General features: G+C 66.6%; 11 protein-coding genes. 4 read left to right on the top strand and 7 right to left on the bottom strand.

Annotated elements, in window-relative coordinates; translation table 11 throughout:
- Positions 1-14 precede the first annotated feature (14 nt).
- Positions 15-803, top strand: coding sequence for a DNA-formamidopyrimidine glycosylase family protein (locus tag ABEA50_RS28610; RefSeq protein ID WP_345499423.1), 789 nt, complete (start codon positions 15-17; stop codon positions 801-803).
- Between the two features lie 269 nt (positions 804-1,072).
- Here the strand turns inward: ABEA50_RS28610 and ABEA50_RS28605 are convergent, their stop codons facing one another.
- Positions 1,073-1,489, bottom strand: coding sequence for an SRPBCC family protein (locus ABEA50_RS28605; protein ID WP_345499422.1), 417 nt, complete (start codon positions 1,487-1,489; stop codon positions 1,073-1,075).
- A 161-nt stretch (positions 1,490-1,650) separates the two neighbouring features.
- Here ABEA50_RS28605 and ABEA50_RS28600 point away from each other — a divergent pair, with 161 nt between their 5' ends.
- Positions 1,651-1,872 (top strand): hypothetical protein, encoded by a 222-nt coding sequence (locus ABEA50_RS28600; protein ID WP_345499420.1) that lies wholly within the window; start codon positions 1,651-1,653, stop codon positions 1,870-1,872.
- Positions 1,873-2,351: 479 nt separating this feature from the next.
- Here ABEA50_RS28600 and ABEA50_RS28595 read toward each other — a convergent pair whose 3' ends face one another.
- A complete protein-coding gene (locus ABEA50_RS28595) occupies positions 2,352-4,085 on the bottom strand; it encodes a glycerol-3-phosphate dehydrogenase/oxidase (RefSeq protein ID WP_345499418.1) in 1,734 nt (577 codons plus the stop codon).
- A 249-nt stretch (positions 4,086-4,334) separates the two neighbouring features.
- On the opposite strand from ABEA50_RS28595, the gene glpK reads away from it, so the two are divergent.
- Positions 4,335-5,834 carry a glycerol kinase GlpK gene (gene glpK, locus ABEA50_RS28590; RefSeq protein ID WP_345499417.1) on the top strand — a complete coding sequence of 500 codons (1,500 nt, stop codon included), beginning with the start codon at positions 4,335-4,337 and terminating at the stop codon, positions 5,832-5,834.
- 691 nt (positions 5,835-6,525) lie between these two features.
- On the opposite strand, the gene ABEA50_RS28585 is transcribed toward glpK, so the two are convergent.
- The 4 genes from ABEA50_RS28585 to ABEA50_RS28570 all read right to left on the bottom strand — a co-directional run bounded on the left by ABEA50_RS28585 (position 6,526) and on the right by ABEA50_RS28570 (position 11,876).
- Positions 6,526-7,701 (bottom strand): aminotransferase-like domain-containing protein, encoded by a 1,176-nt coding sequence (locus ABEA50_RS28585; protein WP_345499416.1) that lies wholly within the window; start codon positions 7,699-7,701, stop codon positions 6,526-6,528.
- Positions 7,702-7,919: 218 nt separating this feature from the next.
- Complete coding sequence (locus ABEA50_RS28580; protein ID WP_345499414.1) at positions 7,920-8,945, bottom strand: hypothetical protein; 1,026 nt, start codon at positions 8,943-8,945, stop codon at positions 7,920-7,922.
- Positions 8,946-9,019: 74 nt separating this feature from the next.
- The gene (locus tag ABEA50_RS28575; RefSeq protein ID WP_345499413.1) at positions 9,020-9,880 is read right to left on the bottom strand and encodes a hypothetical protein; all 861 of its coding nucleotides are present in this window, start codon (positions 9,878-9,880) and stop codon (positions 9,020-9,022) included.
- A 592-nt stretch (positions 9,881-10,472) separates the two neighbouring features.
- Positions 10,473-11,876 carry an NAD(P)H-quinone dehydrogenase gene (locus ABEA50_RS28570; RefSeq protein ID WP_345499412.1) on the bottom strand — a complete coding sequence of 468 codons (1,404 nt, stop codon included), beginning with the start codon at positions 11,874-11,876 and terminating at the stop codon, positions 10,473-10,475.
- A gap of 170 nt (positions 11,877-12,046) precedes the next feature.
- On the opposite strand from ABEA50_RS28570, the gene ABEA50_RS28565 reads away from it, so the two are divergent.
- Positions 12,047-12,523 carry a gamma-glutamylcyclotransferase gene (locus tag ABEA50_RS28565; protein WP_345499411.1) on the top strand — a complete coding sequence of 159 codons (477 nt, stop codon included), beginning with the start codon at positions 12,047-12,049 and terminating at the stop codon, positions 12,521-12,523.
- Positions 12,524-12,594: 71 nt separating this feature from the next.
- Here ABEA50_RS28565 and ABEA50_RS28560 read toward each other — a convergent pair whose 3' ends face one another.
- Positions 12,595-13,785 carry a M20 family metallopeptidase gene (locus ABEA50_RS28560; protein WP_345499565.1) on the bottom strand — a complete coding sequence of 397 codons (1,191 nt, stop codon included), beginning with the start codon at positions 13,783-13,785 and terminating at the stop codon, positions 12,595-12,597.
- Between the last annotated feature and the right edge of the window lie 88 nt (positions 13,786-13,873).

Below are 13,873 nucleotides of genomic sequence, written 5' to 3'. Positions count from 1 at the left end.
GGTGGGGTGGCCGTATGCCCGAGGGTGACACCGTTTTTCGTACCGCGGCCAAGTTGCGCGCCGCGCTGGCCGGGGAAGAGTTGGCACGCAGCGACTTCCGGGTCCCCCGGTACGCGACGGTCGATCTGCGCGGTCAGCAGGTGACCGAAGTCGGCAGCTACGGCAAGCATCTGTTCGTCCGGACCCCCACCGTCAGCGTGCACACCCATTTGAAGATGGAAGGCGAGTGGCGGGTGTTCCGTTGCGGACAGCGCTGGACAAAACCCAGGGTGAGCGCCAGGATCGTGCTCGGCACCGAGGACGTGGAGGCGGTGGGTTTCTCGCTCGGCACCGTTGAAGTGCTGCGCGCCGAAGACGAACACACGGTGACCGATCATCTCGGACCCGACCTGCTCGGGCCGAACTGGGACCCGGAGGAGGCGGTGCGGCGCCTGCGCCGATACACCGACCAACCGATCGGCCTTGCCCTGCTCGATCAACGAAACCTGGCGGGCATCGGCAATATCTACCGCAGTGAGGTGTGCTATCTCCGTCGCGTCCACCCCGCCACCCCGGTCGGCGCGGTCGGCGACCTGACAGCGCTGGTGCACGAGGCACACCGCGTGCTCACCAAGGCCGCGCACGAACCTCCTTGGCGTCCACTGGCTTACGGCAAGACCCGTCGGCCCTGTCAACGTTGCGCCACCCCGCTGGTGGTTGCGCTACTCGGCGAATCGGTGCCCGACCGCGACCGCACCGCGCGCCGCGAACGCGGCATCTACTTCTGCCCCCGCTGCCAACCCGCACCGGGGACGAGCGAATAGGTCTCGGGAAACCGTCGCCGCGTCGTACCTGACATTCACGCCGAAGACGACCGAAAGCACAACGGCGACTTCCGATCCCGCTGCCGCTGCCGCTGCGCAGAAGAACAGGGCCAATGCGATCGGGTCGCCCACCGTACCGAACACCAGTCGATCGACAACCCGGCGCCTGGGTTGGCGAAGCGGCACGGAGTGTTGCGTGCGGATGTGCGGTGGGGACGCACCGCGAAGCCATGGCCACGGGAACGCCCGCAGTCATGCGCTGGCCGTGCTCAACCCTCCAGCATCGATTTCAGGGTATCCAGATCTCGCCGCACCCACCCGGCGTCGGTCTCGAATTCCTCGTCATCGACACCGGGGCGGCGCAGCAGGGTGAGGATCACCGTCGTGCCCGCGCCGTTGGGGATCGCGCGCAACGGCACGGCGACGACAGATCCGTCCGGGAAACGCACCTGATGATCGGCGACGCCGAGGTCGTTGGGTGCGGTGAAACGGACGAAGGCCCTGCCCTCGGGTGCGGCGGCCACCCACTCGTCGGGTTCGGCATGAGGATCGGATGCACCCGGTTCCAACCCTTCGGCGAGGCCGGTCGCCCACGCGGGGAAGTTCCGTGGCTCGCTCAGGAATTCCGCGACCGTGTCGTAGGGGCACTCGATGTTCACGCTGACATTGCGCACGGGTTGGGTCACCCGCCCGACAGTACGACTCCCTCCACCACACCGGCGACACGCCGAGCCGCGCCGACGGATGGTCGTATCGACACTGTAATTTGCCACTCAGTTGCTAATGATCCACGCGGTCGAGACGACACCCTTCGTGACAGTTTCCGGACACGGCGCAGGAGCACAAGATGAAGGCGGCACCACCGACAGCCGTTCGACTATCCGTGGCGATCGCCGCCCGGCTCGCCTTCGCCGCATTAGCCCTCTTCGCCACGGTCGTGTTCAGCTACTTCCTGCTGCATCCTCGGCTCCCTGCCGACGGCCCCTCGCAGCCACCACACTCCACCCTCGCGCCGCCCTCCGGCGACCACACACCACCGGCCGGTAACGCCACCGCGCTACTGCGTTAGCCGCCCCGGTCGGCCACCGCGGTTCGGCACCGTAAGCGGCTCTGCCGACATCGATTTCCTCGCTCGCCCGGCCCGCATGAGTCGAGGCATACTCCTCCCGCGATGGAACCTCGGCGTGTGCCGCTCGTGAATCGAGCCGTCGCGTTCGAGATTGCGCAGGGCCACCGTCGACATCCGCTACGAACGCCGGGGATCCGACGCTCGGCCAGGTGAAACGCAGACTGAGCTGGTCGAGCGCAGCCACGATCGAGCAGCGACCATTTTTCACAGATCCGGTCGAGCACGTACGGATCGCTCGACCGACGTCACCTCGGGTCATGCAAGTGGGTCGACATTCCGCCACGACGCCGACGAGGCGCCGCAGCGGTGTGGTCGGGGGCTCCATGGTTCGAGTTCCCTCGCACGAGTCTCCCGCCGCGGCAGCCGCGCCGACCGGCGACGGCTACCGCGGTCGTAGTCGGTCGGAGCACAACGGGCGTTCAGTTCTCGACCGGGACGGGCTCCAAAATCTCCGGCCTCGGTTCGGGTGCCGCCGCGCGCAACGCGTCGGCCGCTTCGTCGTCGGGCTGTGTCTGCGAACGGATCTCCGCCTCGACCCTGGCGCGATAGGTGTCCACCTCGCGACGGATCTGCGTCTCGTCCCATCCGAGTACCGGCGCGGCCAGTCGCGCGACCTCCTCGGCGCAGGCCACGCCGCGATCGGAGTACTCGATGGAGATTCGGGTGCGTCGAGCCAGAATGTCGTCCAGGTGCACCGCGCCCTCGGCCGCGACGGCGTACACCGCCTCCAACCGAAGGTAGGACGGTGCCTCGGTGATCGGCTGGATGAGCGACGGGTCGTCGGCCGCCAACGACATCACCTCGTCGATCAGCGAACCGTACCGATTCAGCAGGTACTTCACCCGATACGGGTGCACGCCGTACTTCTCGGCCAACTGCACCGCCTGATTGACCAAGGCGAAGTACCCGTCGGCGCCCAGCAGCGGCACCTTCTCGGTGATCGACGGCGACACCCTGGCCGGGATGTCCTGCGCCGCCTCGTCGACGGCGTCGTAGGCCATCACCCGGTAGGTGGTGTATTTGCCGCCCGCGATCCCGACCAGCCCCGGCGCGATCCGCGCGACCGCGTGCTCGCGCGACAACTTCGACGTGTCGTCGCTCTCGCCCGCGAGCAGTGGCCGCAGGCCCGCGTACACACCGTCGATATCGTCGTGGGTCAGTGGGGTGACCAACACTTTGTTCACCCGGTCCAAGATGTAGTCGATATCGGCCTTGGTGGCGGCCGGGTGGGCGAGGTCCAGATTCCAGTCGGTGTCGGTGGTGCCGATGATCCAATGCGTGTCCCACGGAATCACGAACAACACCGAGGTGGGTGTGCGCAGAATGATCGCGGCGTCGCTGACGATGCGGTCGCGCGGAACCACGATGTGCACGCCCTTGGACGCCCGCACATGGAAACGCCCGCGCTGGCGCGACAAGGCCTGCACCTCGTCGGTCCAGACGCCGGTCGAGTTGATCACCACGTGGCCGCGCACCTCGCTGGTGCGCCCGTCGTCACTGTCGCGCACCTTCACCCCGACCACTCGATCGGCCTCCCGTAGGAAGCCGACGACCTGAGTGGAGGTGCGAATCACCGCACCGTAGTGCGCCGCAGTGCGCGCGACGGTCATCGTGTGGCGCGCGTCGTCGACGACGGTGTCGTAGTAACTGACCCCACCGATCAACGAGCTGCGACGCAACCCCGGCGCCAGCCGCAGCGCGCCGGCACGGGTGAGATGCCGTTGGCCTGGCACCGATTTGGCGCCGCCCATGCTGTCGTAGAGAACCAGACCGGCCGCGACATACGGCCGCTCCCACGCGCGGTGGGTGAGCGGATACAGGAAACGCAGCGGCTTCACCAGGTGCGGAGCCAGCTTCGACAAGGAGAGCTCACGTTCGTGCAGGGCTTCGCGCACCAATCCGAACTCGAGCTGTTCCAGATACCGCAGCCCGCCGTGGAACATCTTCGAGGAACGGCTGGAGGTCCCCGAGGCCAGGTCGCGCGCCTCGACCAACGCGACCCGCAACCCTCGGGTCGACGCGTCCAGCGCGATACCGGCGCCGACGACACCGCCGCCGATCACGATCACGTCGAAATGGTCTTTACCGAGCCGCTCCCACGCGGTCACGCGTTCCTGCGGACCGAGGAACTGGGCGTGCGGTTTCATGGTCATGCTCGACTCCTCCAGCCGCGCCGAGAACCGGCGACGTTGTGGTCTTGCTCGGGCATTTCGATCGAGTCGCTCGCAGACGTGCTGGGCGAAACCGAGACCGATCCGGCCCACACCGCGACCTCGAGCGCTACTGCTTGGTAATGCCGCCGACTCTAGTCCAGTGTTCCGCGCTCGGCGAGATGATCTCCGGCACCGCCCACTCTACGGATATCGTCGCCCGCGCCTGCTTTCTTTTAGTAGCCTGCACAAATGCGCCGCTACGTTGCCGCCATCGACCAGGGAACGACCTCGAGTCGGTGCATTGTCTTCGACCGCGACGGCCGGGTCGTCGAGATCGCCCAGCGCGAGCACGAGCAGATTTTCCCGCGTGCGGGCTGGGTCGAGCACGACGCCGAAACCATCTGGCGCAATACCGAATCCGTGATCACCGAGGTGCTGGAGAAGGCGGGGATCACCGCCGCCGATATCGCGGCGGTGGGTGTCACGAACCAGCGCGAAACCACCGTCGTCTGGGAGCGGGCGACCGGGAAGCCGATCTCACACGCCATCGTCTGGCAGGACACCCGTACCGATCGACTCTGCGATGAACTCGGCGGCGATATCGGGCGCTCCAGGTATCAGGAGAAAACCGGACTGCCGCTCTCGACGTACTTCGCCGGACCGAAGCTGCGCTGGATCCTCGACAATGTCGCGGGTGCGCGTGCGCGCGCCGAGGCCGGTGACCTGTGCTTCGGCACCATGGACAGCTGGGTGCTGTGGAACCTCACCGGCGAGCACATCACCGACGTCACCAATGCCTCACGCACCATGCTGATGGATCTGCGTACGCTGCAATGGGATTCGCAGATCTGCACGGAATTCGATGTGCCGGAATCGATGTTGCCGCAGATTCGCAGCTCCTCGGAGGTGTACGCGGAAATCTCCTCGGGCCCGCTGGCGGGCATTCCCGTCGCGGGCATTCTCGGCGACCAACAAGCGGCGACCTTCGGGCAAGCCTGCCTGATTCCCGGCGAAGCCAAGAACACCTACGGCACAGGCAATTTCATGCTGCTCAACACCGGAACGATACCGGTGACCAGCGAACACGGTTTGCTGACCACCGTGTGTTACCGGCTCGGCACCACCGACCCGGTCTACGCGTTGGAAGGCTCGATCGCGGTCACCGGTTCGTTGGTGCAGTGGCTGCGCGACAATCTCGGACTCATCGAATCCGCCGACGAGATCGAGGATTTGGCCCGCACGGTCGACGACAACGGCGGCGCCTACTTCGTCCCCGCGTTCTCCGGCCTGTTCGCACCGCGCTGGCGACCCGACGCACGCGGCGTGATCGCGGGCATGACCCGATTCATCGGAAAAGGCCATCTGGCCCGAGCGGTACTGGAGTCCACCGCTTTTCAAACCCGCGAGGTGGTCGACGCGATGCGCTCGGACGCCGAGTCCGGAAACCTCGACCTGGAACTGACCACCCTCAAGGTGGACGGCGGCATGGTAGCCAACGACCTACTCATGCAATTCCAAGCCGACATCCTCGACGTCCCCGTGGTGCGCCCCGTCGTCATCGAAACCACCGCCCTCGGCGCCGCCTACGCCGCGGGCCTCGCCGTCGACTTCTGGTCGACCACCGACGAAATCCGCGGCAACTGGAAAGCCGACAAAACCTGGGAACCGAACATGTCGGCAGAAGTACGTGACGAATACCTCACGACTTGGAACAAAGCCGTAGAACGCACCTACAACTGGGCAGAGTAACGAGCCACCACACCCAGCCGAGTAGCGGGCACACACATCGGCCTCTTGCCGAAACCCCCACCACCCCAACAAAACCCAGCCACTCAACGAGCCGCCCAAACACCTGTTCCGAGTGTCAGCGAGACCGGCACGGCAAGTTCGCGGCCGTCTGGCGTTCGAGTATCCGTTTCGTGAGCGCGCGCCCCGTCTACCGGGTGAAGCCGCGAACTCCCGTACCCAACTCACCCTTCCCACGAGCCGCCGAGACACGTCTTCTGCACGTCAGCGAGACCGGCACAACAAGTTCACCGCCATCTCGCTACCCGAGCACCCGGTTCCATAGGCACGCACCCCGACCACCCGGTAAAACCACCACCTCCCGTACCTCACTCAACCCTCTCCACGAGCCGCCCGAACACGTGTTCCGAGCGCAGCGAGACCGGTACGGTAAGTTCGCGGCCGTCTCGCTGTTGAGTGCCCGTTTCGTAGGCGACGAAGGAGCAAGAAACGGGTACTCAACAGCGAGACTCAGGGCCGCGAACCACGCGGCGCCAGCCGCCAAAAACACAGCGAGGAAGCACTCGCCCCCGCGTATCACCCCGCCGCCTAACGTGCTGCTGGTTCCTCGCCCCCGCATACCACCCCACCATTCGCATGGCGCTAGCTACTCGCCCCACACACCACCCTGTCCTACCGCCCCCACAAGCACCCCCTACCCCGCCGCGACCGCCAACCTCTCCACAGCATCACCAAGCGTCTCGGCGTCAGAAGTGGTGAAGCACATCCGCAACGCACTCCGGTGCCCCGCGTCGACCGCGAAGGCCGAACCCGGCACATAGGCGACCCCCGCGTCCAGTGCGTGCGAAAGCAGAGCCGTGGTGTCGGTGCCGTCGGTGAAATCGGCCCAGACGAACATGCCACCGGCCGCATCACTACAGCGCACGCGATCGCCGAAGCGGGTCCGCACCGCGTGCACCAAGGCCTTGGCCCGCTCCCCGTATACCGCGCGCACGTGAGCGACATGACCGGCCAGCCAGGTCTCGTCGGCGAGGAGTGCAGCCGCCATCTGCTGGGTGAGCGCGGACCCGCACAGGTCAGCGCCCTGTTTCAGCAATTCGACTCCGCGGCATACGGATTCGGGCGCGATCAGCCAGCCGACCCGCAATGTGGGCGACAGGATCTTCGATGCGCTCGACAACCGAATCACGTTGCGGGAGTGGGTCGCCACCGGAGCCGGTGTTGGTCGATCGAACCACAACTCACCGTAAGGATCGTCCTCGATCACCCAAAAACCGTGCGCCTGCGCCAGTTCCGCCAAGTGCACCCTGCGCTCGCGACTCATCGTCACCCCACCGGGGTTGTGGAAATTACTCACCGTGTGCACCACCGCAGGACGTTCCCCACGGGCGAGTAGATCTTCGAGGACATCGGTGCGCATACCCTCCGCGTCGAGCGGCACCGCGACAATCCGCGCACCGGCGGCCCGAAAGACTTGTAGCGCACCAACATACGCGGGGTCCTCGACAACGACGAGCGCACCCGGATCGAGCAGAACCTCGGCGAGCAGCGCGAGTGCCTGCTGCGAACCATGGGTGACGAATACCTCGGCGAGCTCGACCTGGCGACCGAGGCGCGCGGATTCCCGCACGGCCAGCACCTCACGCAGTGGCGCCCAGCCCGGCGACTCGGTGTATTGCAGGCACCCCTGCGTAGTGAGCGCTGCCTCGGCCGCGGCGGCCAACCGGTCACGCGGCATCAGCTGCGCGTCGGGTAGCCCACCCGCCAGGCTGATGATCTCGGCGCGAGTGGTGAGCTTCAACAAATCGCGAATCGCCGAACTGCGCAGGTTGTCGAGTTTGCTGGCCAATGCTGGCGCGGTCGGCGACATGGAAAACCTCCGGACGGGTACGGCACCCCCGGATTCCACTGTCGCATACGCAGATCAGAATATGAAATTGCCATCCCAATATTTGAGATCAAAGAGACGGGCCGGGTCTTTACCTGCTGTTTCAGTGTTTACCGGGTGAGATACCGTGACGCCAGACGTTGGGCCAGCCGCCGTGGCGCCCTTCGCCGCACACCGCGAATCACACCGAGGCCGCCGTCCTACCGACCGTCGAGCGAATACAGCAGATGCTTGCCGCCACGCACCACCGTGGTGATGATCTGCGGGTAGATCTGCTCTTCCCCATTGGGACGGTCTTCCTTGAGTTCCACCGAGTAGGTGCCGGGACTGATCTCGGAAATCCGCAGGCAATGCTTGGTACCGGCAGGGATCTGCTCGTCGATACCACCCTGAATGGTCGCCGCCGCCGCGATATTCGACGCGTCGTCGGCCACGAACTTCCTGGCGAGCGCACCGCTGCGATCCACATAGAACGCGTGCTGGAAACCGAGGATCGCGCCGGGACCGCTGTCGGTATCACCGGAGCCGTTACCGGTGGTCACCTTGCCGTCCTGGCTGGCGGGGCAGTCCGCCGTCGAACCCGAGCCACCGGCGTTGCCCGCCGCCGTATCGTCGCCGCCCTGATTGCCGGAGACCGCGAAGATCGTCCCGATCACCGCGATCAACACCACCGCGGCGGCCACCGAGGCGATGACGAGCCTGCGCTTGGACGAACCCGACTCCTCTTCCTTCGGCGCGGGAGCGGGCGTCCTCGGTTGCAGGCGGCGGGCGATCGGGTCGTCGGACCAGGACATTCCCGGGGTCTCGGGGGGCGGCTTCGGCACGTCGCCTTCGGACGAGGGGGTATTCCACCAGTTGTCGTCGTCACGCGGCGGGGTGGTCGAATGCCGCACCGTTTGCTCGGTGGAGCCGTCGTCGTCGAAGTACTGATCGCGCGGCGGTGGTGCGGGCCGCTCCCCGAATACCGTCGAATCCGGCGCCCGGTACTGCGGTGGCGGAGGGGGGACCGTCTCGGGCTCGGCGGGACGCCACGACAAATCCGGATGGTCGGTCTCCTGGTCCGGTTCGGGCCATTGCGGCGCGGCATCGCCGCCCATCGGCGGACCGAACCCCGAGACCGGAGGCCCGAATTCCGCACCGGAGGAACCGAAATCCTCCAGCGGGGGACCGAAACCCGAGCCGGGACGGCCGGATTCGTTCTCCCTCGCATCACCCTCGGAGGTCACACCCCAATCCTTTCACAGAAAGCACGGGTGGGGCGGTCGTAATGACCGCCCCACCCGCCGAAATTCAGCTCGTGTCAGTACTCGAGCGAACCACCCCACTGAGTGGTAACACCGCCGACCTCGAAGGTCTGCGGTTCGACACCGCCGGGCTCCAATGGAATTTTAACCTGTGCCGCCGCCTCGAGCGCTGCCGCGCCGCCCGGCTGCTGACGAATCCAGCCTTCGACGGCCGCCTTCGCCACGTTCAGTTGCGTGGTGTCGACCGTGGCCTCGGACTTGTTGTCCTGCAAGCCTTCACCGCCGGTGTAACCGGTGAACTTCACCGAGTTCGGGCCGAGGAATTCGACCGAGACACCGGCCTCGCCCTGACCGGTCGGCGTGCGGTAACCAACCGTGCCGACGTAGCCGTCCTGGTTGGTGAAGTGGTGGGTGTTCGCGAGGTAACCCGGCAATGCCGTGCCACCGTTGACGTTCGCACCGACCTCGGCATGCGGGCCCTGCATCTCGATGACCGGCGCGGGTGGCGCGGCTTCCAGCTGCTGCGGCTGCCACCGCGGCTTCGCCGGCTCCACGCGCTGCTGCTGCGCACCAGGCTGACCGGGTACGGATCCTTCGTCGCGGTCCAGCTCCGGGATCTCCGGCTCACCGGGGCGATCGGATTTCTCCTCGTCCGGCTTCGCCTCGCCAGGCTTGTTCGGCGCGACGGCGGCGGGCTGGTCGGGCTTCTGCCCCGGCACCGGCAGCGGCGCGACGCGCGGAGTGGTGACACCCGGCTGCGTCGGCTTGCCCAGCTTCGGATCCTTGTTCGGATCCGGCATGACCTGGTCTTGATCCGGGTCCGGCGTGGTGACACCCGGCTGGCTCGGCGTCTGCGAGTCCTCGGACTTCTCCTGATCGGGAGCCGTGGTCTCCGGAGCACCTGGATCTTCGGTCACGCCAGGCTGAGTCGGACTCGGCGTGGCCGGAACGGTCGGATCGTTGGGAGCTGCCCCCGCCGGCGCCGCGAGAAGAGTAGCCACAGCTGCCGCGGTCGCCAGCGGCAGCGAGGTGCCCGCCATCGCTCGCGACGCCCGATTCGGCTTACGATGTTTCACTTTTCGCAATTCCCTTTCCCGGATGCGACACGATCAGTCGCACTCAGTTGTCCTGGTGAGACGCCTGGTCGTCGAACGACCCGACGGCCGTTCACCGTTCCGATTTGGAAAGGAGCATCCCCCCACACCGAACCACGCGATCCGCCCGCCGATCGCATCTCTCCCGAGGAGTGAACCACATGCGCGCCGTACTGGCAACGCGAAAGTAAGGCAGACTCACCGCAGTTCAGCCGCCTCGCCCGAAGATCAGGACCACGCCCGAAAACCCGGCGCCGCCAAGCCCTTCCGCGCACCCCAGTGACCACGGGAAACACCGAATTCCGCCAGGACCGGCCACTGACCAGACGCAGGAACACGGTTGCGTCAGCGGATCCGATCATGCCGAGCCGATCCACCTGTGCGATCCGACACCGCGACAACAATGCCCGTCGGATCAATCCAGATCGTCGTGGCGCATCAACTGCCGCGCCGCCTCGGTCACCGAGCCCGTGAGCGACGGGTACACCGAAAAGGTCTGCGCCAGATCGTTCACCGTCAGATTGTTCTGCACCGCCAACGCGATCGGCAGAATCAACTCCGAAGCGATCGGTGCCACCACCACACCGCCGATCACCACACCCGTGGCGGGACGGCAGAAGATCTTGACGAAACCCCTTCGCAAGCCCGACATCTTGGCACGCGGATTGGTGTTCAACGGCAGCATCACCGTCCGCGCCGGCACCTCACCGGCATCGATCGCGGTCTGGCTGACGCCGACGGTGGCGATCTCAGGGCGGGTGAACACCGCCGACGCGACCGTCTTCAACCGAATCGGGCTCACGCCCTCACCGAGCGCGTGATACATCGCGATCCGCCCCTGCATCGCGGCCACCGACGCCAATGGGAGCAGACCGGTGCAGTCGCCCGCCGCGTAGATACCGGGAACCGGTGTGCGCGAGACACGGTCGACGCGCAGGTACCCGCTGCGGTCCAACTCCAGGCCCACCTGCTCGAGGCCGAGTCCGTCGGTGTTGGGGGTGGAACCGACCGTCATCAGCGCGTGCGTCCCGGTCACCGTCCTTCCGTCGGACAGGGTGACCAGCACACCGTCGGCGGTGCGCTCCACCGAATCCGCGCGCGCGTGCTTGACCAGCTCGACACCTCGCTCGGCGAACGCGTCCTCCAACACCAGCGCGGCGTCGGCATCCTCACCGGGCAGCACGCGGTCGCGGCTGGACACCAGCTTCACCCGCACGCCGACCTCGGTGTAGGCGGAGACGAACTCGGCACCCGTCACACCGGATCCGACCACCACCAACGTCTCCGGCAGCTCCGTGAGGTCATAGAGCTGACGCCAGTTGAGGATTCGTTCACCGTCTGGCACCGCGCCCGGCAACACGCGCGGGCTCGCACCGGTGGCAATCAACACAACATCGGCGTCGAGTACGTCCTCGGAACCGTCGTCGAACGTGGCGCGCACCTGGTGGGCGGCCGAGCCCTTGGTCGAGTCGGTGAGTTGCGCGCGCCCCGACAACACCGTCACACCCGCGGTCTGCAATTTGGACCTGATGTCCGAAGACTGGGCCAACGCGAGCTCTTGAACGCGTGCGTTCACCTCGGGCAGTTGCACCTCGGCCTGCTTGGGGTCGAGTGTGATGCCGAGATCACGGGCGCGACGCAGGTCGGTGCGCACGCCGGTCGAGGCGATGAAGGTCTTCGACGGCACGCAATCCCACAGCACGCAGGCGCCACCGATGCCGTCGGAATCGACCAACGTCACCGTCGCGCCGTGCTGCGCGGCGACCAACGCTGCCTCGTAGCCTGCCGGTCCGCCACCGATGATCACAATGCGGGTCATGGATACCTCCGCTCGGGCTGGTGTTCCGGGATCTCCGGTCCGCCGCCAACGTTATCCGGCGAGGTCCGAACGCCCTTTATCGCATCGCCGCGAGCCCGCGAACGTCGTCGCAACGATGGATCTGGCCGGGATGGAGTCGAATCCGCGCTCTTATTGGCTACCCTTTGCAGGTGCCGATCTACGCCGCCTACGGGTCCAACATGGACGCAACGCAGATGTTAGAGCGCTGTCCACACTCCCCGATGTCCGGAACGGGCTGGTTGGAGGGCTGGCGGCTCACCTTCGCCGGCGACGACATCGGCTGGGAGGGCCCCCTCGCGACCGTTGTCGAAGAGCCGGGATCGCGGGTGTTCGTCGTGCTCTACGACGTCTCCCCCGAAGACGAGCAGCGCCTCGACCGCTGGGAGGGCTCGGACTTCGGAATCCACAAGAAGATCCGGCTACGCGTCACCCGAGGCGCCGACGGCGGCGGTGACCCGACCTTGGCGTGGCTGTATGTGCTCGACGCCTACGAAGGCGGGCTGCCCTCGGCCCGCTACATCGGCGTGATCTCCGACGCGGCCGAGAAAGCGGGCGCGCCAGCCGAATACGTGCACGCGCTGCGAACCAGGAACAGCCGCAACGTCGGGCCGGGCAACTTCGGTTAGTCCACTGATGGGCGATGCGGCCGGAACAGTCCGGCCGCATCGGATCACTGACACGGGCAGCGCCCCACCGATCACGCCGGAGTCGGGTTCCCCTGACCGAGCACGATATTGCTCAACACCCGCACGCCGACCGCGAGCGCACGCTCGTCGAGGTCGAAGGTCGGCTGATGCAGATCCAGCTGGTCGCCCTCCCCCGACCACACCCCGAGCCGCGCCATCGCGCCGGGCACCTGCTCCAGATACCAGGAGAAGTCCTCGCCGCCGCCGGACTGCGGTGTGTCGGCCAGTGCTTGCGGCCCCACCGTTTTGATCGCGTCCTCGAACATCCTGGTCGAATGCTCGTCGTTGACCACGGGCGGCACACCGCGCCGGTAGTTCAGCTGATACCGCACGCCGGTCGGGGCGAGCAACCCCTCGACGATCTCGCGGACCATCGGCTCCAACAGTGCCCAGGTAGCGTGGTCGCCGGTGCGCACCGTCCCGGTGAGCATGCCGGTCTGCGGAATCGCGTTGGGCGCCTTGCCCGCCGACACCGCACCCCACACCATCACCGTGCTCGTCCTCGGATCGATCCTGCGGCTGAGCAGACCGGGCAGACCGGTGATCACACTGCCGATGGCATACACCAGATCGCTGGTCAGATGCGGACGCGAGGTATGCCCACCGGGCGAATCCAGCACCAACTCCACCGTGTCGGCGGCCGAGGTGATCGCGCCGACCCGGATACCGACCTTCCCGACCGCCAACCGAGGGTCGCAGTGCAGCGCGAAGACCCGCTCGACATCGGCCATCGCCCCCGCGGCCACCACATCGATCGCGCCGCCCGGCATCACCTCTTCGGCGGGCTGGAAAATCAATCGCACGCCCACCGGCAGGTCAGGCATCTGCGCCAACGCCAACGCCGTACCGAGCAGGATCGTCGTGTGCGCGTCGTGCCCGCAGGCATGTGAGACACCCGGCACGGTGGAGGCGAACCCGAGGCCGGTGAACTCCTGCAACGGCAGCGCGTCGATATCCGCGCGCAACGCGATGCGCGGTCCCGCCTCCAGACCCGGCCCGATATCGCAGATCAGGCCGGTGCCGCCGGGTAGGACCTGCGGGGTCAACCCGGCCTTCGTCAACCACGACGCGATGAACTCGGTGGTGGCGAACTCCGTGCGCGACAGTTCGGGATTAGCGTGAATATGTCTGCGCCACTGCACGAGATCGCCCGTGTGCTCGGCCAACCAGGACTCGAGCGCCTCCGCTCGCGCCGAAACCACGGATTCCGTCGAAATCCCCTTCGCGGATTGCCGCGCGGTCGCGTACCCCGGAGCGGACGGTCGCCGAACGGCGCCTTGCCCATACTCC

The organism is Nocardia callitridis (genome assembly GCF_039543305.1).
GTDB classification, from domain to species: Bacteria; Actinomycetota; Actinomycetes; order Mycobacteriales; family Mycobacteriaceae; genus Nocardia; species Nocardia callitridis.
The sequence above is the reverse complement of the archived record's forward strand: the minus strand, read 5'-3'. Positions and strand labels throughout refer to the sequence as shown.

Bases quoted from the DNA above. Each gene is read 5' to 3' on its own strand.
- ABEA50_RS28610 (WP_345499423.1), top strand. From the start codon at position 15: ATGCCCGAGGGTGACACCGTTTTTCGTACCGCGGCCAAGTTGCGCGCC.
- ABEA50_RS28600 (WP_345499420.1), top strand. From the start codon at position 1,651: ATGAAGGCGGCACCACCGACAGCCGTTCGACTATCCGTGGCGATCGCC.
- ABEA50_RS28595 (WP_345499418.1), bottom strand. From the start codon at position 4,085: ATGACCATGAAACCGCACGCCCAGTTCCTCGGTCCGCAGGAACGCGTG.
- glpK (WP_345499417.1), top strand. From the start codon at position 4,335: ATGCGCCGCTACGTTGCCGCCATCGACCAGGGAACGACCTCGAGTCGG.
- ABEA50_RS28585 (WP_345499416.1), bottom strand. From the start codon at position 7,701: ATGTCGCCGACCGCGCCAGCATTGGCCAGCAAACTCGACAACCTGCGC.
- ABEA50_RS28570 (WP_345499412.1), bottom strand. From the start codon at position 11,876: ATGACCCGCATTGTGATCATCGGTGGCGGACCGGCAGGCTACGAGGCA.